We start from the raw sequence: 19908 nt of genomic DNA, 5'->3' as shown, positions 1-19908 counted from the left end.
TGACACGTCACGCCATTGTAGTGGTCAAGGGATAAAAGCCATAACCGGATCACCTGCATTTTTAGGATGCTGTTCCTTGGCTTTCATTCTTTAAGTTCATCCAACCGCTGTTCTAGTGCAGAACGTGCGATCTGCAGCGACTGGAATTGCCCAAAGCCTCTACGCACAAGCACACCTACGATTCTTCTGAGTGCCTTGTCATAGTCGTTTCGCGTTTCGGGCACTTTTTTAATCGACCGAGCCTTTTTCCAGGCTAAGGTGCTCGCCACGCTTTCTTCATCATCTTCAGAAACCTGGCGCAGTGCTTCCTCACACTGTTGCCTGGCCACTCCTTTTTCTTTGAGCTCATGGTTAAGCGCAGCGCGAGATTTTCCACGTGCTACATGCCGTTGCCGCACCCATTCATTGGCAAACGTTTGGTCGTCGAGTAGCTTTGCATGCTCAAAGTCTTCCAGTACCGAATCAACAACGTCTTCTTCAAAATCCAAAGAGAGCAACCGTTGCTTAAGCTCGTGGCGTGAGCGCTGACGTTGATTGAGCAACAGAAGCGCGCGGTGTTTCACCGGAGCTTTGGCTTCTTCGAACTTTTTATCAAAAAGCTCGCTGCCTTCCTCGTGATAGCGCTCAAGCGCCCGCGAAAGGCGCTTGAGCTTGTCTTCTTTGCTTAGACTTGGATCAATCTTAGCCATTGTCCTCATCATCAAAGTCGATATTAGGGACCATATCTACTGGATCATCAGTAAGCGCATCGTTTTGATTAGCGTACTTTCCAATCTGCAGTGCCCGGAAGATCTTCTCTTCGATTTCGTCTGCCAGTTCAGGGGTCTGCTTTAAGTACAGACGGACTTTTTCCTTACCCTGCCCGAGTTGGTCGCCATCATAGGTAAACCACGAGCCCGATTTTTTGATGATTCCGTTGTCTACACCCAAATCAATGATGGAGGATTCTCTCGAGATTCCTTCGCCATACATGATGTCAAATTCTGCAATTTTGAATGGGGGCGAGACCTTATTCTTCACCACTTTTAGCCGGGTCCGGTTACCAATGGCATCCTGCCCATCCTTAAGCGTTTGGATGCGACGAACATCGCACCGAACTGAGGCATAGAACTTCAGTGCTTTACCACCCGTAGTTGTCTCAGGTGAACCAAACATCACGCCAATTTTTTCACGCAGCTGGTTAATAAAGATAGCGGTCGTTCCCGAGTTATAGAGAGCGCCTGTGATCTTGCGCAAAGCCTGGCTCATCAAACGCGCCTGCAAACCAACATGGCTATCTCCCATTTCCCCCTCGATTTCCGCTTTAGGGGTAAGAGCAGCCACGGAGTCAATAACAATGATGTCTATGGCACCTGAGCGAACAAGCATGTCTGCAATTTCCAGAGCTTGTTCACCGGTATCTGGCTGAGATACCAACAGCGCGTCTGTATCTACGCCGAGCTTGCGTGCATAGTCTGGGTCCAAGGCGTGTTCGGCGTCGATAAACGCGGCGATCCCCCCAGCACGCTGCGCTTGCGCTATGGCGTGCAGCGCCACAGTCGTTTTACCCGAGGACTCAGGTCCATACACCTCGACGATGCGCCCCTTAGGGAAACCACCGATGCCGAGGGCAACGTCGATTGCAGTGTTTCCAGAAGAAATGGCGCTAATCGGAGGCCTATTTTCGTCACCAAGGCGCATTACTGCGCCTTTACCAAAGTCTTTCTCGATCATAGCCAAGGCCGCGTCGAGCGCTTTTTGCCGATTATCCCCTGTTGCCGGCTGAGACTTCGAACTTTTCTTAGCTGCCATTTTTATCCTTCTTTTCTCATTGAGGAACACTCAAATTAATCTGGCTCATCTTTTTAACGAATGATCAGGGCACTTCGGATCCCTCATCAGTGTATAGCCGGGGAATTCCACCCCCGATTGGTGAGCTCGACTCAACTAAGCATGAATCCTAACGACCACTGCCAACATCGCATTAATCTCCCACGAGAATACACAAACAGATGTTCGACAAGCAAACCAGTCTCCGTAGAATTGTGCATAGTCCTGAGCACCTTTTAATTCGGATTATCTAGCCCCAGCTGCCTGCTTTCGGGAATCGAAAAGTCTTCGCACAATGCCCACCACACTGCTCGCGGCTCTACCCCATTCTCAATTAAGCGATTCGGAGTATCCCCCAATGCTGCCAGGACATGAGAATGGAGCAACCACGGTCCGCGAGTGCTGCCGAATTCATCAACTACCAACTGGTGAAACTCTGTTAATCGCATAGTGGTCATCGTAGGCGATAATCCCATGCACAGCGCAGCCCCGATAGTGAATTGAACAGCGTTAACTACTACTGTTTATGAACGTGAACACTTCTTCTCAGCGCAATCGACTACTTGACCTCGCCTATATCGCAGTCTTTGCGGCTCTTATCATTGTTTTTGCTTTCGTTTCCATTCCGGTAGGCGCTGCCGGCGTCCCTATCGTTATGCAAAACGCAGTCATCATTTTGGCCGGCCTTATCCTAGGCGGACGCAGAGGCTTCCTTGCGACGGCTCTATTCCTCGCGCTCGGACTAATCGGTCTCCCTGTACTGGCAGGTGGGCGTACTACCCTGGCTGCATTATCAGGCCCTTCGGTAGGTTACCTCGTTGGTTACCTGCTATCGCCTTTGGTAGCAGGAACCATTGCGTATCTCGCACCAAAGAAATCCAAGCCTTTAGCCACGGTCTTCTTTGCCCTCGCAGCTTTTTCCGCACTCTTAGTCCAATACGCATGCGGAACCTTTGGACTTATGATTCGAGCCGGCCTCGATTTTGCCAAGGCGGCAGCTGTTAATATTCCCTTCGTTGGCCCTGATGCTGTAAAACTCGTCATCGCTGTTGTCATTGCATTAGGCGTGCACGCGGCCTTCCCGGATATCCGCGGTACTCGCCGTACCACCCCGTCCGCAGGCTAGGACCATGCCAAGCATCATCTTTGACAACGTCTCCGTGGCTTACGAAGACCTGCCCGTTCTCGACTCCGTAAGTCTGTCGCTCAAGGAACACCGCGTGGGTATTATCGGTGCTAACGGCGGCGGAAAGTCTACCTTGGTGCGGCTTATTAACGGGCTAAGCGATCCGTCTTCAGGAACCGTAGTCGTGGACGGCCTTGACGTCGCAACGCAAGGCAAGATGGTTCGCCGTAAAGTAGGTTTTGTGTTCTCTGATGCAGAGAACCAAATCATTATGCCAACGGTTAAAGACGACATTGCCTTCTCTTTGCGCCGCCTCAAACTGGATAAAGAGACACGACGCAAGCGCATCGCAACCGTGCTAGCCCGTTTTGGCCTTGAATCACACGCGGAGCACTCGCCTCATCTGCTCTCCGGAGGGCAAAAACAACTACTTGCGTTGGCATCTGTCTTGGTCATAGAGCCTGAAATCGTGATCATGGATGAACCAACCACACTTTTAGATATGCGCAACCGCGCTCATATCAAGACCATCATCGAAGGGCTAGAGCAGCAGGTTATTGTGGTCAGTCACGACCTTGATCTTTTAAGCAATTTCGATCGAGTTCTGTGCGTTCATGAGCGAAAAATCTTGCTCGATGGTTCACCCGAGTCTGTGATCCCACAGTATGTCTCCCTTATGGAAAACAACCCATTATGATGCGCAATGTCCCTTTAGGAGTCTATGTTCCAGGCGAAACCGTTATCCATAGAATCCCTCCAAGTGCAAAGTTTTGCTTCCTTATAGTCTTTGTCATAGCTACAACGGCTTTAGTAAAACAGCCGGTTGTCGCACTATTCTGCGTCCTCTTTTCTGTATCTCTGTACATCTTGGCAAAAATTCCCCCGCGTATTGCGTGGGGGCAACTGTGGCCCCCAGTACTTATATTGCTATTCCTCGGCGCATTTCAGTGGTGGCAAAAAGGATTGCCGTACGCATCCACCCTTGTTTTAGCTATTTTTTCTTCGCTCATGCTCGCAATGCTTCTCACGGTGACCACCACTCTGGATTCAATGATGGAGGCGGTGCAACGACTATTAGCCCCCACGGAACGGTTTGGAGTTCCTGTAGAAACCATCACGTTGGCGTTTTCTTTAACACTTCGACTCATCCCCCTCATGCTCGCAACCGTCTATGAGGTACTAGACGCTAGGAAAGCCCGCGGTGCCACTTTTTCTCTTATGGCCCTAGGAACGCCTGTGATGATCCGCTCCATCCGTCGCGCGCGGGGCATAGCGGATGCGCTTATGGCACGTGGCGCCGGCGATTAGGCGCTCTTTATTAGCACAACAAAAAGGCACAAGTCCTACCACCAATCGGGGACTTGTGCCTTATTCGTATAACAATTGATTCGCAGCTTTATGCTTCTCCGCGAAGCTTTCGCATCTTTTGCGCCACAGCATCATCGGTAGCGCTCGGTGCTGCCTGCGACGCCTCAATCGAGCGCTGCTGGGCGCTATTGCCGGACGCGAGCTGGCCGCCTGCCATTTCTGCACGAATCTGCTCCAAGCGTGAGTGGCCTGCAAGCTGCACGCCCGCCTGCTCGATCTCAGCCATACGCCCCTGCACGGAGTTCTGAGCGAGTTCCGCAGTGCCCAAAGCATTAGCGTATCGACGCTCAATCTTCTCACGAACCTGGTCAAGATTAGGAGTATTGCGGTTAGAGATAGAGTTCATCGACTGAATCGACTCTGCGACCTTCTCCTGCATCTTCGCCTGCTCGAGCTGGCTAAGAAGCTTGGTGCGCTCTGCCACCTTCTGCTGCAACGCCATGGAGTTACGCTCAACTGCTTTCTTAGCTGCCTCAGCTTGCTGAAGCGACTGATCGTGCAGTTGCTTGGTGTCCTCTACGCCCTGCTCCGCAGTAACCAACTGCGCAGCGAAGGCCTCTGCAGCGTTTTCATACTCTGTGGCCTTCTGCGTGTTGCCCTCAGCGCGTGCTTTATCTGCAAGCTGAATAGCCTGGCGAGTGTTGGATTGAAGCTTCTCAATCTCAGCCAAACGACGGTTGAGCTGCATCTCCAGCTGGCGCTGATTACCAATAACTGCTGCTGCCTGCTGCGATAGCTCCTGATGCTGGCGTTGAGCATCCTCGATAGCCTGCTGAATCTGAACCTTCGGGTCAGCGTTCTCTTCGATCTTAGAATCAAAGAGAGCCATCAGGTATTTCCATCCCTTGGAAAATGGGTTAGCCATCGTGCGTTAGGCCTTTCATTTCAATAGTTTTGTTCGCGTTATGCACGCGCTTAATAATCCTAGCTCAGGTTCGAGCTATCAGACCATGTTCACCACAGGTCGGGGACAAAATCAAGAAAATTAGTCTTGCTTATACGCGAGCTAGATCGGCTTCAGCCGACCGCACGGCCATAGAGCCTGCGGCCTCAATAAGGACGTCAGCCACAGTAGCTCCCAGCGCATGACAGACAGAAGCCAGAAGCTCCGAGGATACTTCTTTCCGGCCCCGTTCTAACTCCGATAAATATCCCGGAGACACTCTCGACGCTTCCGCGAGTTCGCGCAGCGTAATACCTTTGTCTGCGCGGAAAGCACGCAGCGCAGCTCCCAATGCTTGGCGCAAAAGCGGCTCTGGTGCACGAGCAGACCGCCCAGTGGCAGAAGCCGAAACTGGATTATCTAAGACAGCGGTATATTTCATCATCGTTAGTTCAAACGGCTTAAGCCGCCCTTTTGTTCCCACTTCCCATAGAAATTCCCAAACTTGCGTCAACTCTACTCAATATAGAGCAGTAGTAGATCACAGCGTTACACAAACCTTACACTGTTAAAAGTCGCATCATGAGTTCATGGGCACATCGCACAGCCGCAGACCGGATATGAGGTCGCGTGCTCACAAGAAGCCCGTCCTTCGCACCTAAGTCACTAAGGTCTCCTGCACGATACGCATTGGCCTGTCCCGCGGGGGAAGCAATCCCAATCCACACTTCACCCACCGGATGCCCTGCCTGCTGGTCCGGTCCGGCAACACCGGTTAAAGAAACCCCCCAAGAGGCACCGCATCGGATGCGCGCCCCCTGTGCCATAGCCACAGCACATTCGGAAGAAACGGGGCCGAACTCATCAAGTATTGATTGATCCACCCCGGCTAAATCGTGTTTTAAGCTCGTAGCATAGGTAACAAAGCCACCTGTGAGCACTGCGCTGGCGCCTGGAACGTCGCCAAGCGATGCCATGTACAAACCAGCTGTAAGCGATTCGCATGCCGCGAGGGTCTCGCCTCGCCGTTTCAAGGCGGTGATAACCCGCTGCGCGCCCTCCACGTTATCGTTCACGATTCAATCGACGCGCGTCGATAAGATATTGCACACCAGTAATAACAGTGATCGCCACGGCGGCTAGCATCACGAGGAACTGAACAACCGAAAAAACTCCAGACAGAGGTATCAGATACAGCGCTACCGCCAAAGATTGGAGGGTTGTCTTAATCTTCCCGCCCTTGCTGGCTGGAACCACGTTTCCTTTACGCAGTTCACCCATGCGCCAGAACGTGATGCCGAGTTCGCGAACCACAATAATAGCCGTGACCCACCACCCCACGAGTCCCACAATATTCAGGCACACAAGCGCCGTGATCATCAACGCTTTATCTGCGATCGGATCCGCAATCTTGCCAAAGTCAGTAACCAGGTTCTTAGCTCGTGCTATATCGCCATCCAACTTGTCCGTAATCATGAGCGCAACAAAGACGCCTAGGCTCCACCACATCCACGAGACATGCTGACCATCACCTGAAATAACGAGCCACGCAAATAATGGGATGACAATGATGCGCAGACTAGTCAGGACGTTAGGAACATTAAAATTAGAAGGCTTATGTTCCGGTGTGTTGACAGTGCGTTCCTCATTCACAATCACTCACCATACCCGCCTCCGCGCTAATCATTTGCTGCACCACACGATTAGTCAACTGAGAATTCTCGATCAACCCGCAGTGGTGCTTGGGTTTCTAACGATACAATCTAAAACATGAACACCTTTGCTTTCCTCTATAGTTATGACCCCAATAACCCCGCAATCGCAGAGATTCGCCCACGTCATCGCGAATTTTGCAGCAAACTCAAAGAAGAAGGAACAGTCATCGGTACTGGTCCTTTTGTCGACGGCGACGGGGGCGCACTACTCGTTGTACGACTGCCCGAGCCCAGCACGCTTGCCGACGCTACAGCGATCATGGACCGCGATCCCTTTTACGCAGAGGGTGCCCTCACCGGACGCACCACCCACACATGGAACCCCGTGATCAATATTTTTGAATATTAAAACGGCTGGAAAATTTGCCGTTGCATGCAAAAGACTCTGCCGCACTAAGGGTATTGCTTCCTTATGTATGCGGCAGAGTCTTTTCTGCGTTGCCTTCTATGCTTGCTTGGCGCGTAGCTAGCCTTTATTCATCAGTGTCATACACCGCTTTAGTGCGCACTACGCCTTGGGGGTCATCGCGTTTGGATTTAATTACAGAGGCAAGCACAGTCACCGTCAGTATCCCCACGATGGCAACAAGTGACCACACCGTGCCAATTTCTGGCACTGAAACGTTGTTACCGCCATTGATAAACGGAAGATTATTTTCATGCAGGGCGTGCAGGACTAGCTTCACTCCAATAAAGCCGAGGATGATGCCCAATCCATAAGGCAGGTAGACCAAACGCTCAAGCAGGCCATCGAGCAAGAAGTACATCTGGCGCAGACCCAGCAACGCAAACGCATTAGTGGTGAAGACGATATACGGTTCTTTAGTGATGCCATAGATTGCAGGAATCGAGTCAAACGCAAACATGAGGTCAATCATGCCGATTGCCACCAGGGCGATAAACAGCGGCGTTAGCGCAAATTTACCCTTTTGGTGAATGTAGAGATGATCCTTCTCATAGGTGGGCGTGACGTGAACTACTTTGCGCAACCATTTGATTATCCGCATATCGTTGGGGTCGGTCTCAGGTTGATCGGTTGCCTCGTCATAGATGAGTTTGATAGCGGTGTACAACAAGAAAATACCGAAGATATAGAACACATCTGACCAGGCGTGAATCACAGCGGCGCCAAGCAAAATAAAGATCAACCTAAAGATCAGCGCCAGCGCTATGCCAATAAGCAGCACTTTTTGTTGATATTTACGAGGAATCTTAAAAGTCCCCATGATCAACGCAAAGACAAACAGGTTGTCAACGCTAAGTGCTTTTTCCGTCACATATCCCGTGAAGAACTCAATCCCGTGTTGATGCGGGTTACCAGGCTCGCCCCAAACAAACCAAAGAAAGACGCCAAAAGCGCACGCCAGGACCACATAGAACAAAGACCATCCTGCAGATTCTTTGAGCGTGGGCTCATGTGGGGTTTTTACGTGGGAATAAAAATCAAAAACAAAAAACCCTGAGATCACCACAAAAGTGATGATCCATACCATCATGTTTACTTCCAAGGAAAAAGACACCTCCGGTCTCATTCGGTCAGCGGATGAACCGGAGGTCTCCCCCACTCCTAGAACTTTTAGCTGTTTTTGCCAGAAGCTCCTATAGGAGCCAGCACGACCGGGAACCTATGAAGATTGCCGTGTTGACGATCAATGCTGTGGGTGGGGTACTCCCCTCCATGCACGGTGCCCGAGTGTAGTCGATCACAAGCATTTTGCCCACCCAGACCGACTAAGCTTCTCATTTCAACGCTAAGCCCCTTGCAGAGCCAAGCGCTGTCCATGGATAAAATTAAAAAGCATTGCCAGTGGGGTTATATGTTGATTGCGTTGTTGTAGACGATGCATCGGCGCCGCCATCCGTATCAAACTCTTTAGGGGCGTCTTCAGGCTTTGCGCCCTTAAGCATCCACAGCGTTGTTTCTAGCTCTTCCGGCCTCACCAAAACTTCTCGCGCTTTCGAGCCTTCCGATGGTCCCACGATCTCTCGAGATTCCATCAAATCCATTAAGCGGCCAGCTTTGGCAAAGCCAATGCGCAGTTTACGCTGCAGCATTGAGGTCGAACCCAACTGAGAAGTAATAACTAATTCAGCAGCTTGGAGCAGATCCTCCAAGTCATTTCCGATATCGGAGTCAATATCTTTCTTCGCCTCAGCTGCCTTATCAGTGGTCACGCCCTCGGTGTAATTAGGCTGGCCCTGTGCTTTCGCGGCGTCTACAACGGACTGGATTTCCTCATCAGTAACAAAGGCACCTTGAATACGCTGAGGCCTTCCTCCTTGCGGAATAAACAACCCATCGCCCATGCCGATAAGTTTTTCTGCCCCACCCTGATCCAAAATCACTCGCGAGTCGGTCAAGGATGAAGTAGCAAAGGCTAACCGGGACGGCACGTTTGTCTTAATCAGACCGGTCACAACGTCAACGGAGGGGCGCTGCGTAGCCAGGACCAAGTGGATTCCCGCTGCTCGCGCCTTTTGCGTAATTCGAACGATCGAATCCTCGATTTCCTTAGGCGCAGTCATCATCAGGTCTGCTAGCTCGTCGACAACGCACACGATATAGGGATACGCATGATATTCACGCTGCGACCCCATCGGAGATTGGATCTCGCCGGCATTAATCTTGCGGTTGAAGTCCTTAATGTGTCGCACACGCGCAGACTTCATATCCATGTACCGCTGCTCCATCTCCTCCACCAGCCATTGAAGCGCAGCCGCTGCCTTTTTAGGCTGAGTAATAATAGGAGTGATCAGGTGCGGAATACCCTCATAAGGCGTAAGCTCCACCATCTTTGGATCAACCAGAATCAGTCGTATGTCTTCAGGGGTTGCTCGGGTAAGCATGGATACCAGAAGCGAATTTACAAATGCCGATTTACCGGATCCAGTAGAACCCGCCACCAACAAGTGAGGCATCTTTTGCACCGAGTGCGCGACAAAGTCTCCCTCAATGTCTTTACCCAGGCCAATGAGCATCGGATCGGTGTCCGCCAGAACCTCAGGAGCATTCAACACGTCTCCTAGCCGAACCATCTCGCGGTCGGTATTAGGGACCTCAATGCCCACGGCCGATTTACCCGGAATCGGTGTCAGAAGGCGCACGTTGTCCGTCGCAACCGCGTACGCCAAGTTTGATTGGAGGTTTGTAATCTTGGATACCTTCACGCCCGGCCCCAACTCAACCTCATAACGGGTTACCGTTGGACCACGGGAGAATCCCGTCACGTGCGCGTCGACTTTAAACTCCGCGAAAACATCGGTGATCGCCTCAATCATCCGATCGTTGGCAGCTGAACGGGTTTTGGGCTGTTGTCCAGGGATAAGAAGCTCAGTACTAGGAACCTCGTAATCATCTGCTACGCGATCAACAGTCCTTGCATCTTCAACTCCCTGGTGGATTGTCGACGCCACCGGTTGCTGCGCACGCGCCGACACCGCTTCCTGTACCGCCTTACGCCCCGCCGCAACCACATCAGCAGCTGCCGCAGCAGCCGTCACAGCTTGGCCGGCAGCAGAAACATTGCCGGCCACCGCCCCTGAGACTGCACCGCCGACGTCCCCCGAGACGATCCCCGCTACTTGCTGGGCAGCGTTTCTAGCGGCCGAAGGACGTCTTTCCACCACTTCAGTCTTATCCGTGACGATCGGAAGCTCATCGGTATCAGAAATATCTCTAGGCAAGCGCGTATCATCGCTTCGCTTCGGCGCAGCGGGACGACGCCTCTGATCCGGGTTTGTCGGAACCTCAAATAGCCCAGTTTCTTCATCGTTTTCTTCCAATGGATAAGCATCCAAAGGCGTTGATGGCTTTTTGCTGATTCGTGAATCAATTTCAGATCTACCGCGAGAAGGCGCTGTGTTCTCAGCCCAGGTGCTCGTACGAGGCGCAGCCTTTCTGCTTGCCAACGCTCCCCTGCGAGACGATTCCCCTTCCGCACGTGCCTCTAGTTCTTCATCGACATCCGAATATTCCTCATCTGCATCGGCCCCGCGATGTTGGTTTATAAACTCGCGGAGGGCGTCGACAAGCTCCCGTGTTGTGATGTCTGTGATCCTCTGGGCCCCATAAATAATGATGATGACCAAAAGCGGGATAGCTAAATAGGAAGAAAAGCCTTTGGCCAAAATCCCACCGGTATACGCCCCCACGGCTCCACCAGCGGCAGCGCGACCCGGCCAGTCGGAAGGATTACCACCGAAAAGATGCACCAGGCCAAGCACGGACACCGCAATCAGAATCGTTCCGCCAACAATGCGTCCTCGCGAATCCGTGGACGGGAAATGCCCTAGCATCAGGGCAATAGCACCAGCAACCAGGAGAATTGGCAGAATCAGCGCCCCTGATCCGATGAGGAAATGCACCCCTGCAGAAATTCCCTCACCAATAGGTCCAGCGATGTTAAACCACACAGAGGCACCCAAAACGACGGCCAAAGCGATAAGGATAAGCCCAATAGAATCAGCGCGTTGCTCAGCTAGTCGGCCATCACCGTAATCATTGTCCTCCTCAACAGCATCATCCTCAGAGCTGCGGACAGCAGAACGCTTGCGACGAGCCTTATTATCTGTGTCATCGTCAAAGAACTCCTCGACCTCATCATCGTCTCGGTTTTTGCCGAGTCCTCCGATGACTCGAGTAAGAGATCCGACCCCTCGCGCCGTAGCGCCGAAGAGAGACGCCAGGCCACCACCGACAGCGCGGAAAGCACTGCCGGTCCGCTCCTCAGAAGTATCTGCGGCACGACGCGCAGACTGTGCAGGATGATTCACAGAAGAAGCACTCCTCTTATTACGACTGTTCGGCCCAGTTGACCCACCTGTAGCTCGTGGTGCGGATCTATTAGAAGATCCTCGCGAGCGTTTCTGGTGCGCCGAGGATCCGGCAGATCGGGAATTGCTTCTGACAGTCATGTAGCCAAGCTTAGACGCTCACGTCACATTCATCACATTCGCAACACTGCAAACTACCTTTTATTTAAGTCCAGCCTACAGGCCTGACCTAACAACTTTGCCAATATCTCGACACACGTCAATATCCACGGCGTCACGGCCGAAAGCCCACAACACTAGTTCTCCAACCCCGCCTCTGATATGGGTTACGGCGCTGCCAGAAGAGACCACTCCCCACGAATCCGCCACAACGATCCGTGGATAGCGATCAGGTTCCAGCACCACAGGCACCGATGACTTCCGCAGCAATTTAGGTGCAAAAAGACGTAGCAACCGCAACAAATCTTTCTCTGCTGTGTCACTCAAGCTACGCGGTTGTACCCCATGCCCAAGAGAATCCTCTCCTAGTGACGCTCCCCGACGCAGATCCTCGTGATGAACAAAATGTTCCGCCGTGTTGAGGAAAAAGTCCAGAGTTTTACTGCGTGAGAATCCCCGTTTTTCTTCCGTCCACGCCTCCACAATTTCAGTAAAAGGCATAGACGCAGTTTCTTGCGTGCGGCGCTTGAGCAGTGGGGATAACGCTGGCACAAACATTCCGGCAGTAGCCAGCGGATAGCGCTGCCTGACGTAGAGATGCACCGCTAAGTCCTCAGTGTTCCATCCTTCGCACAGCGTTGGCGCCTCTGCCCCTTTTTCTAGCAATAGCTCTGCTAATGCTAAGCGTTCCTGCTCTACAAATAACATAAGTCCCAGCATATCCTGGGAAGCACAAAGCGGGCAGCACCATCACATCTTTCCGGTGCCGCCCGCTTTTACTGCTGCTTTTTACAGGCTTTCGCGCGTTGCGCGAATCTCCTCTTCGTCCGCTTCCACCTGAGTCTGAGTCGTTGGGATAACGGTAGGCATAATCATTGGCTTACGACGCCACTTCTGCTCCACAAAACGAGAGACGCGACGACGCAGCTGCTGAACCATGCGGTAAGGATCATTCTCACCTTCACCAGCCAAGTCAGTCATGATGTTTTCCACCAGTTCGGTGACTTCAGGCATCATGGCAACGGCATCTTCGGAGAAGCCCTTAGCCTGCACAGTAGGACGCTCTAGCAGCCTTCCGGTTCGGTTATCAATCACTGCTGTGATTGCGATCAGGCCGCCTTCACCCAGGGAAGTCCGCTCCTCCAGAACCCCAGCGTCAATATCACCCATGGTGACACCGTCCACGTAGAGGTTACCGATCTGAATTTGTCCGACCACCCGAGCTCGTCCGTCAACGAGATCCACGACAACGCCATTTTGTGCAAGAACCACGCGATCGCGCTCCACACCAGTGGAGATTGCCAGTTCTTTGTTGGCCCGCAGATGGCGCCACTCTCCGTGCACCGGCATAGCGTTCACCGGACGAGCTGCGTTGTAGAGGAACAAAAGCTCACCGGAGTAACCGTGACCGGAGGTATGCACCTTAGCATCGCGGCTCGTCACGACGGTCGCACCAATCTGCGCCAGCATATTAATAACGCCGAACACGGCTTCCTCGTTACCAGGCACCAAGGAAGAAGAAAGGATAATCAGATCGCCATCGCGAACCGTGATCTGGCGATGCTCACGACGCGCCATGCGCGACAAGGCAGCCATGGGCTCACCCTGCGTACCCGTGGTGATGAGCATAACCTTGTGCGGCGCCATCTTTGCTGCATCATCCATGCTGACGATAGTTCCGCGAGGAGCCTTCAGGTAACCCATCTTTTCTGCGATTTCCATGTTTCGAATCATGGAACGCCCGTTGAATGCAACCTTACGACCCGAGGCCACTGCGGCATCTACCGCAGCCTGAACGCGGTAAACATTGGAGGCAAACGACGCTAGGATAACGCGCTGTTTTGCGTCACCGACAAGGCGCTTCAGAGTCGGCGCAATATCGGCTTCGGAGCCCGAAACGCCCGGCGTAGTTGCGTTGGTGGAGTCACAGAGCATGAGGTCAACGCCCTCATCACCAAAGCGAGACAGTGCGGGAAGATCGGTAGGACGCCCGTCTGTTGGGGTCTGATCGAGCTTGATGTCACCGGTATGGATCACCAAACCTGCACCAGTCTTAATGGCAAGACCTAAGCAATCCGGGATCGAGTGGTTAACGGCCCAAAAACGGATGTTAAAAGGCCCACGGTTAATATCAGACTTCTCATTTACCTCGATCAGCTTAGGACGCTGACGGTGCTCACGACACTTTGCAGCGATAAGAGCCAACGTAAATTTGGAAGCGTAGATGGGCAGGTCTGGGCGCAGTTTCAGTAGCCACGGAATAGCCCCAATGTGATCCTCATGTCCGTGAGTAACAACGAGCGCTTCGACCTTGTCCAGTTTGTCTTCGATCGGGCCAAAATCAGGCAAGATCAAATCCACGCCTGGCTCACCAGACGAGGGGAAAAGGACACCGCAGTCGACCAACAGCATTTTGTTGTTGTACTCAAAAACGGTCATATTGCAACCAATTTCAGAGATACCGCCAAGGGCGTAGATGCGCAGGCCATTCTTAGGCGCCTTGGGGGGCTCCGGAAGACGCTCGGTCAGATCCTCACCTTGCATGGATTTGACCACGTTACGACGGCCTCGGTTGCTCTTATTATTCTGAGGATTGTCACCACGGCGTGAGCGAGCATTGCGCGTCCCGTTTCCGGCTCGTCCCGAGTTGGAGCGGCCGCGGTTGCCTTTAGAGCTGGCATCTTGGTTGGAAGAGCCTTCGTCTGAAGCTTTCTTCTCCGTCTCAGCCTTCGCTGGTGCCTCTACAGATGCGTCAGGGGCTTGGAATACTGGTGTTTCAGTAGTCTCCGGCGGGCCAGCTTTACGAGTAACCTTTCGAGAACGGTTACGTGGTTCAGTCATATTTATAGAACTCCAGATTTATTCATGTCGTGTCGGAGACGCTCAAGCTCTTCTTCGCTTGGTGCGACAATAGGCAGTCGCGGGTCTCCGACCTCAATACCTTGTAGCCGCAATCCGGCTTTTGTGAGGCTTACGCCACCCAAACGTCCTTGAGCGGCGACTAATGATGAAAGTTTTGCGTTAATCTCACGCGCACGCGCAAGATCGCCGTTATTAAAACTTGTATGCAGTTCGCGCAATTCTTTTGGTGCCAAGTGACCAATCACGGAAATAAAGCCCACCGCGCCCACGGACAGCCATGGGAGGTTAAGTGGGTCATCACCTGAGTACCAGGCAAGTCCTGTTTCCTCGATGAGTGGTGTAGCAGCGGCAATATCGCCTTTTGCGTCTTTCACTCCCTTGATCGTAGGGATCTCAGCAAGACGACGCAGAGTATCCGGTTGAATAGGAACAACCGAACGTGGCGGAATATCATAAGCGCAGATTGGCAAGTCAGTGGCTTGCGCAACTGTCCGAAAATGCTGGTAGATCCCCTCTTGACTAGGTTTTGAATAGTAAGGGGTTACTACCAGAAGGGCATCGGCGCCAGCTTCAGCAGACGCACGAGCCATATCAACCGAAGCCGAAGTATTGTTTGTTCCAGCGCCCGCGATAATTTTAACGCGGTCACCGACCTCCGACTTAACGGCCTTGAGCAGGTCAATTTTTTCTTGCAGCGTTGTAGTTGGAGACTCACCGGTGGTTCCGGCGAGCACCAGCGTGTCGATTCCGTTGTCAGCCAAGTGTGCGGAAAGCTTCCGCCCTGCAGAAACATCGAGTTTCCCTGTGGCATCAAACGGTGTCACCATCGCTACGGTGACGGTACCGAAGTAGTCGCTACCCGTATTCGCTGTCAAACCTGTGCTCATGTGCCCTAAGGTTACCCGCAAATGAGCCGGAAGTTGACATCGGGGCAAGGATTCTCCCGCGTGTCGGGTCAAGTCACCCTCGTTGAGAGTTACTTTCTCTTCCGGCTTTCATATTCTCCACAGCAAAAATTTCATTAAAAATCTGTGACGTACGGGCTAGTCGCCATGCAGGAGCCGTCGGCAAGCGTGGACTCCTCAAAATCACCGAACAATACCGGCGATTGTTCCTTCAGCAGATGCAAGCATCGGATTGCCAGCGCTCGAATTTCTACATCAGCATGCTCTGTAGCTCTCATCCCAATGAAGTGACGCCATGTTCTGAAATTCCCGGTGACGAGTATTCGCGATTCTGTGGCATTGGGAAGTATCGCGCGTGCTGCTTGGCGAGCTTGCTTCTTTCGAAGAAGCGCATTCGGTTCTTTAGCTAATTTTTCTTCTAGCGCAGACAAAACCTCGATAAAAGCAAAGCGCGATTCATCTACTGCGTGGAGAAAAAGACGTCGCAATTCAGGGTCTTCCGCAATCAACGGCGGGATGATTACGTGAGAATCCTCGTGATGGACAAACCTCTGTGAGAGCTGCGAACAAGAAAAATGTCGATGCCGCATCAACTCATGCGCCGCTGATCGAGACAAACCTCGGATATATAAAGAAGCCGTAGCATGTTCTAAAAGCGCCATATGCCCTACCTCCATAATGTGTCGGAGGTAGGCATCGTTCTGGGCAGTCCTCACATTTGGTTTATCAAAAGTCTCGTAGCATGCGCGGCCGGCAAACTCCACTAACGCTTCAGAATCTTTAGCGGCAGGATCGCAAGCCCACGTGATACCAGTAGGAGGAGTAATAAACGTCGTGCAGGCCACCAATTGCACGTCGAGATGAGTTTCTACAGCCATTATGAGATATCGAGGTACTTATCTAGGCCAACGCTAAGACCAGGATGCTCATGGATCTTCCGTACCCCTACCAAAACTCCGGGGACAAAAGACGTACGGTCGTAGGAATCCTGGCGAATAGTCAAGGATTGACCCTGGGCCCCAAAAATAACTTCCTCATGCGCAACCATGCCGGTCATGCGCACAGCGTGCACCGGAACTCCGTCGACATCGGCTCCGCGGGAACCTGCAAGCGAATCTTTTGTTGCATCGGGCTGCTCGCCGAGCCCTGCTTCCTTACGAGCCTCGGCTATGCCTTGTGCTGTGTGGATAGCGGTTCCTGAGGGGGCGTCCAACTTATTGGGGTGATGGTATTCAACAACTTCAGCAGAATCGAAGAACTTAGCTGCCTGGCGGGCAAAGACCATAGTTAATACAGCCGAGATAGCAAAGTTAGGGGCGATCAGCACGCCCACCGAAGGATTTTTCTCCGCCCATTCTTCCACTTGAGCGAGTCGCTCTGCTGTAAAACCTGTAGTCCCCACGACGCAAGAAATACCGTGGTTGATGCAGAAATCCAAGTTGCCCATGACAGAATCAGGAGTGGTGAAATCAACGATTACCTCTGCCCCATTGTCAACGAGAACACTCAGGTCATCATCGCGGTCGATCTCGGCAACAAGTTCAAGATCTTTGGATTCGTTTACACCCGCTACTACGGCTTGACCAACGCGCCCACGAGCCCCGAGGACTCCTACTTTAATGGCCATGTCACTGTTCCTTTTCGTTTGTGGTTGGGTCAAAACATTAAGCAATTCCGCTTTTGTAGACTACAAAATAGGCTCGTGGAGGATACACCAATGCTCCCCACTGCGGGTATCCCTACGGCGTACAAGCTTCTCGACGCGGCCATAAAGATCCCGTCACTCATATACAACAGTAGCGATGCCCATCACTGGGGAGCAGAAGTAAGGATAAGGCAGAAAGCGCCTAAAGCGATCCCACCTTAGCCTTGTGTGTGCAGACTAGTCTTCCTTCACCGGTGCCAAGGAAATCTTGCCGCGGTTGTCTATATCGAGGATCTCCACCTCGACTTTGTCACCAACGTTGATTACGTCTTCTACCTTCTCTATGCGCTTACCGTTGCCGAGCTTAGAGATGTGGATGAGGCCGTCACGACCAGGTACGAGAGAAACAAATGCACCAAAAGCGGTGGTCTTAACGATGGTTCCGAGGAATCGCTCACCAGCCTTGGGCAACTGCGGATTAGCAATAGCATTGATCTTTTCGATCGCTGCTTCAGCGGCAGCTCCGGAGGTCGCGGAAACATAGACAGTTCCGTCTTCCTCAATGGAGATGTTTGCTCCGGTCTCCTCGGTGATCGAGTTGATCATCTTGCCCTTAGGCCCGATAACCTCACCGATCTTGCTGAGTGGAACAGTGACAGTCGTGATGCGCGGAGCATAGTCGCTCATCTCATCTGGGCTCTCAATGACCTCAGCCATGGTGTCCAGAATTGCTTCGCGGGCTTCATAAGCCTGTGCAAGCGCAGACGCGAGAACCTTGGAAGGAATGCCATCAAGCTTGGTATCCAGCTGTAGGGCCGTCACAAAGTCACGAGTTCCAGCAACCTTGAAGTCCATGTCACCAAAGGCATCCTCAGCGCCAAGGATATCTGTCAAAGCAACATAACGGGTTTCTCCGTCAACTTCATCAGACACCAGGCCCATAGCGATACCAGCCACTGAGGCCTTCAGAGGAACACCCGCGTTGTATAGCGAGAGCGTTGAGGCACACACCGAACCCATAGAGGTAGAACCGTTAGATCCGAGGGCTTCCGAAACCTGACGGATGGTGTAAGGGAACTCCTCGCGGGAAGGGATCACCGGCATAAGGGCGCGCTCGGCAAGCGCTCCATGGCCGATCTCGCGACGCTTCGGGGAACCCACACGGCCAGTTTCTCCGGTGGAGTACGGCGGGAAGTTGTAGTGATGGATGTAGCGCTTAGACGATGTAGGCGACAACGAATCAATCTGCTGCTCCATCTTGAGCATGTCTAGCGTGGTCACACCCAAGATCTGTGTCTCACCGCGCTCGAATAGAGCGGAACCGTGCGCACGTGGAACCAGCTCTACCTCTACTCCAAGATCGCGAATGTCAGTCACACCACGGCCATCAATGCGGAAGTGCTCGGTGAGAATCATGTGACGCACAAGCTTCTTCATCACTGCGTTATAAGCAGCGCGAATAGCCTTCGATGCAGCAGCTTCATCCTCAGAACCGAATTTTGCGAGCAACTCGCCCTCGATCGATTCCATGTACTCGTTGGTGGCGTCGTCACGCTCTTGCTTTGACTTAATGGTCAACAGCTGACGCAGTTTCTTAGAAACCTTCTTTTCCACAGCATCGTAAATAACGTCCGAATACGGTGGGAAAAGTGGGAATTCTTGAGTTTCCTTAGCTGTGCGTTCTGCCAGGCCAGCCTGTGCTCGGCACAAAACCTCGATGAAAGGCTTAGCTGCCTCTAGGCCTTGTGCAACGATCTCTTCTGTCGGCGCAGGAGCGCCACCCTTGATCTTTTCTACAACGTTCTCAGTAGCACCTGCTTCCACCATCATGATGGCAACGTCTTCGACAGTCTTACGACCCTGCTTCTTAGCGACAAGACGTCCGGCAACAACGAGCTCAAAAAGAGCCTTTTCGTGCTGCTCATGGGTCGGGAATGCAATCCACTGACCCTTGGGATGTGCTTCATCCGCGATAAGAGCCATGCGAACTCCGCCTACCGCACCCGACACCGGAAGACCGGAAAGCTGGGTAGCAGCTGATGCGCCGTTGATTGCAACAACGTCATAGTAGTCTTCTGGGTTGATGGACAAGACGGTGATAACAACCTGGACCTCATTGCGCAGTCCCTTAACAAAAGTCGGACGTAGCGGGCGGTCGATCAGGCGGCAAGCCAAGATTGCCTCAGTGGAGGGACGTCCCTCGCGACGGAAAAACGAACCTGGAATGCGGCCCGCTGCGTACATGCGCTCCTCGACGTCCACCGTTAGTGGGAAGAAGTCGAATCCTTCACGCGGCTGGTTAGAGGCCGTCGTGGTGGCCAACAGCATCGTCTCATCATCCAGGTACGTGGTGACAGAACCGTCGGCTTGCTTGGCCAGCTGGCCAGTTTCAAAGCGAATGGTACGGGTTCCGAAGTCGCCGTTGTCAATGGTGGCGATCGCTTCGGTAATACCGAATTCTTCATCTACGTTGAATTCGATGTTTTTTGCCTTGCTCAAAGTGCAGGTCTCCTCGTGGATATTCCTTCTCACAACGGTCATCGGTGCCGCGTGTTTCCAAAAAAGGTTTTGCGTCTAATGCAACGGCAGGATTTTAACACGTTTTCGCATCTTAAGCATAGCGAAGCCCCGTGGCTTTTAGTTTTACCTAAAACCACGGGGCG

General features: G+C 52.5%; 19 protein-coding genes. 4 read left to right on the top strand and 15 right to left on the bottom strand.

The annotated features are described in order from the left end of the window. Window positions 1-83 precede the first annotated feature (83 nt). The 3 genes from recX to ET810_RS02585 form a co-directional block, all read right to left on the bottom strand. The gene (gene recX, locus ET810_RS02595; RefSeq protein WP_087454134.1) at window positions 84-689 is read right to left on the bottom strand and encodes a recombination regulator RecX; all 606 of its coding nucleotides are present in this window, start codon (window positions 687-689) and stop codon (window positions 84-86) included. Further along, window positions 682-1791, bottom strand: coding sequence for a recombinase RecA (recA, locus tag ET810_RS02590; protein ID WP_087454135.1), 1110 nt, complete (start codon window positions 1789-1791; stop codon window positions 682-684). The genes recX and recA overlap by 8 nt, the downstream gene beginning before the upstream one ends. A gap of 254 nt (window positions 1792-2045) precedes the next feature. Next, window positions 2046-2258 (bottom strand): DUF3046 domain-containing protein, encoded by a 213-nt coding sequence (locus tag ET810_RS02585; protein ID WP_087454905.1) that lies wholly within the window; start codon window positions 2256-2258, stop codon window positions 2046-2048. Between the two features lie 77 nt (window positions 2259-2335). On the opposite strand from ET810_RS02585, the gene ET810_RS02580 reads away from it, so the two are divergent. From ET810_RS02580 to ET810_RS02570, 3 genes are read left to right on the top strand one after another with little or no spacing between them, the layout of a single operon-like run. After that, window positions 2336-2935, top strand: a complete 600-nt coding sequence (locus ET810_RS02580) for a biotin transporter BioY (protein WP_166740997.1) — start codon at window positions 2336-2338, stop codon at window positions 2933-2935. A gap of 4 nt (window positions 2936-2939) precedes the next feature. Continuing rightward, window positions 2940-3632 (top strand): energy-coupling factor ABC transporter ATP-binding protein, encoded by a 693-nt coding sequence (locus tag ET810_RS02575; RefSeq protein WP_087454136.1) that lies wholly within the window; start codon window positions 2940-2942, stop codon window positions 3630-3632. Continuing rightward, on the top strand, window positions 3629-4243 hold the full coding sequence (locus ET810_RS02570) for an energy-coupling factor transporter transmembrane component T family protein (RefSeq protein ID WP_087454137.1): 615 nt from the start codon (window positions 3629-3631) through the stop codon (window positions 4241-4243). The genes ET810_RS02575 and ET810_RS02570 overlap by 4 nt, the downstream gene beginning before the upstream one ends. Window positions 4244-4331: 88 nt before the next feature. Here ET810_RS02570 and ET810_RS02565 read toward each other — a convergent pair whose 3' ends face one another. From ET810_RS02565 to pgsA, 4 genes are all read right to left on the bottom strand, one after another. Further along, the gene (locus ET810_RS02565) at window positions 4332-5168 is read right to left on the bottom strand and encodes a PspA/IM30 family protein (protein ID WP_134315942.1); all 837 of its coding nucleotides are present in this window, start codon (window positions 5166-5168) and stop codon (window positions 4332-4334) included. Window positions 5169-5298: 130 nt separating this feature from the next. Beyond that, window positions 5299-5631: a helix-turn-helix domain-containing protein gene (locus ET810_RS02560; RefSeq protein ID WP_087454139.1), complete on the bottom strand. Its 333-nt coding sequence runs from the start codon at window positions 5629-5631 to the stop codon at window positions 5299-5301. A 115-nt stretch (window positions 5632-5746) separates the two neighbouring features. Beyond that, window positions 5747-6262: a CinA family protein gene (locus tag ET810_RS02555; RefSeq protein ID WP_087454140.1), complete on the bottom strand. Its 516-nt coding sequence runs from the start codon at window positions 6260-6262 to the stop codon at window positions 5747-5749. Continuing rightward, entirely contained in the window at window positions 6252-6845 is a 594-nt protein-coding gene (gene pgsA / locus ET810_RS02550) for a CDP-diacylglycerol--glycerol-3-phosphate 3-phosphatidyltransferase (protein WP_087454141.1), read from the bottom strand. Before pgsA ends, ET810_RS02555 begins: the two co-directional genes overlap by 11 nt. Before the next feature lie 111 nt (window positions 6846-6956). Between pgsA and ET810_RS02545 the strand changes: the two genes are divergently transcribed. Further along, window positions 6957-7250: a YciI family protein gene (locus ET810_RS02545; RefSeq protein WP_087454142.1), complete on the top strand. Its 294-nt coding sequence runs from the start codon at window positions 6957-6959 to the stop codon at window positions 7248-7250. 124 nt (window positions 7251-7374) lie between these two features. On the opposite strand, the gene ET810_RS02540 is transcribed toward ET810_RS02545, so the two are convergent. The 8 genes from ET810_RS02540 to ET810_RS02505 form a co-directional block, all read right to left on the bottom strand. Then, window positions 7375-8394: a TerC family protein gene (locus tag ET810_RS02540; protein WP_375167323.1), complete on the bottom strand. Its 1020-nt coding sequence runs from the start codon at window positions 8392-8394 to the stop codon at window positions 7375-7377. Between the two features lie 298 nt (window positions 8395-8692). Further along, window positions 8693-11815, bottom strand: coding sequence for a DNA translocase FtsK (locus tag ET810_RS02535; RefSeq protein WP_087454144.1), 3123 nt, complete (start codon window positions 11813-11815; stop codon window positions 8693-8695). A 75-nt stretch (window positions 11816-11890) separates the two neighbouring features. Continuing rightward, window positions 11891-12553, bottom strand: coding sequence for a TIGR03085 family metal-binding protein (locus ET810_RS02530; RefSeq protein WP_087454145.1), 663 nt, complete (start codon window positions 12551-12553; stop codon window positions 11891-11893). Between the two features lie 69 nt (window positions 12554-12622). Next, window positions 12623-14674, bottom strand: a complete 2052-nt coding sequence (locus ET810_RS02525; RefSeq protein WP_134315943.1) for a ribonuclease J — start codon at window positions 14672-14674, stop codon at window positions 12623-12625. Between the two features lie 2 nt (window positions 14675-14676). After that, window positions 14677-15582 (bottom strand): 4-hydroxy-tetrahydrodipicolinate synthase, encoded by a 906-nt coding sequence (dapA, locus tag ET810_RS02520; RefSeq protein WP_087454147.1) that lies wholly within the window; start codon window positions 15580-15582, stop codon window positions 14677-14679. A gap of 134 nt (window positions 15583-15716) precedes the next feature. Beyond that, window positions 15717-16478 carry an FAD-dependent thymidylate synthase gene (thyX, locus tag ET810_RS02515; RefSeq protein WP_087454148.1) on the bottom strand — a complete coding sequence of 254 codons (762 nt, stop codon included), beginning with the start codon at window positions 16476-16478 and terminating at the stop codon, window positions 15717-15719. Then, on the bottom strand, window positions 16478-17227 hold the full coding sequence (gene dapB / locus ET810_RS02510; RefSeq protein ID WP_087454149.1) for a 4-hydroxy-tetrahydrodipicolinate reductase: 750 nt from the start codon (window positions 17225-17227) through the stop codon (window positions 16478-16480). Before dapB ends, thyX begins: the two co-directional genes overlap by 1 nt. 255 nt (window positions 17228-17482) lie before the next feature. Next, complete coding sequence (locus tag ET810_RS02505; RefSeq protein WP_087454150.1) at window positions 17483-19786, bottom strand: polyribonucleotide nucleotidyltransferase; 2304 nt, start codon at window positions 19784-19786, stop codon at window positions 17483-17485. Window positions 19787-19908: the final 122 nt, after the last annotated feature.

Origin of the sequence: Corynebacterium silvaticum (assembly GCF_004382825.2) — a bacterium.
GTDB lineage: Bacteria > Actinomycetota > Actinomycetes > Mycobacteriales > Mycobacteriaceae > Corynebacterium > Corynebacterium silvaticum.
Note: the sequence above shows the minus strand (reverse complement) of the source record. Positions and strands in the feature narration are given on the sequence as shown.

Excerpts from the sequence above, each read along its gene's own strand:
- recX (WP_087454134.1), bottom strand. The coding sequence starts at position 689 with ATGGCTAAGATTGATCCAAGTCTAAGCAAAGAAGACAAGCTCAAGCGC.
- recA (WP_087454135.1), bottom strand. The coding sequence starts at position 1,791 with ATGGCAGCTAAGAAAAGTTCGAAGTCTCAGCCGGCAACAGGGGATAAT.
- ET810_RS02585 (WP_087454905.1), bottom strand. The coding sequence starts at position 2,258 with ATGCGATTAACAGAGTTTCACCAGTTGGTAGTTGATGAATTCGGCAGC.
- ET810_RS02580 (WP_166740997.1), top strand. The coding sequence starts at position 2,336 with ATGAACGTGAACACTTCTTCTCAGCGCAATCGACTACTTGACCTCGCC.
- ET810_RS02575 (WP_087454136.1), top strand. The coding sequence starts at position 2,940 with ATGCCAAGCATCATCTTTGACAACGTCTCCGTGGCTTACGAAGACCTG.
- ET810_RS02570 (WP_087454137.1), top strand. The coding sequence starts at position 3,629 with ATGATGCGCAATGTCCCTTTAGGAGTCTATGTTCCAGGCGAAACCGTT.
- ET810_RS02565 (WP_134315942.1), bottom strand. The coding sequence starts at position 5,168 with ATGGCTAACCCATTTTCCAAGGGATGGAAATACCTGATGGCTCTCTTT.
- ET810_RS02560 (WP_087454139.1), bottom strand. The coding sequence starts at position 5,631 with ATGATGAAATATACCGCTGTCTTAGATAATCCAGTTTCGGCTTCTGCC.
- ET810_RS02545 (WP_087454142.1), top strand. The coding sequence starts at position 6,957 with ATGAACACCTTTGCTTTCCTCTATAGTTATGACCCCAATAACCCCGCA.
- ET810_RS02540 (WP_375167323.1), bottom strand. The coding sequence starts at position 8,394 with ATGGTATGGATCATCACTTTTGTGGTGATCTCAGGGTTTTTTGTTTTT.
- ET810_RS02535 (WP_087454144.1), bottom strand. The coding sequence starts at position 11,815 with ATGACTGTCAGAAGCAATTCCCGATCTGCCGGATCCTCGGCGCACCAG.
- ET810_RS02530 (WP_087454145.1), bottom strand. The coding sequence starts at position 12,553 with ATGCTGGGACTTATGTTATTTGTAGAGCAGGAACGCTTAGCATTAGCA.
- ET810_RS02525 (WP_134315943.1), bottom strand. The coding sequence starts at position 14,674 with ATGACTGAACCACGTAACCGTTCTCGAAAGGTTACTCGTAAAGCTGGC.
- dapA (WP_087454147.1), bottom strand. The coding sequence starts at position 15,582 with ATGAGCACAGGTTTGACAGCGAATACGGGTAGCGACTACTTCGGTACC.
- thyX (WP_087454148.1), bottom strand. The coding sequence starts at position 16,478 with ATGGCTGTAGAAACTCATCTCGACGTGCAATTGGTGGCCTGCACGACG.
- dapB (WP_087454149.1), bottom strand. The coding sequence starts at position 17,227 with ATGGCCATTAAAGTAGGAGTCCTCGGGGCTCGTGGGCGCGTTGGTCAA.
- ET810_RS02505 (WP_087454150.1), bottom strand. The coding sequence starts at position 19,786 with ATGACCGTTGTGAGAAGGAATATCCACGAGGAGACCTGCACTTTGAGC.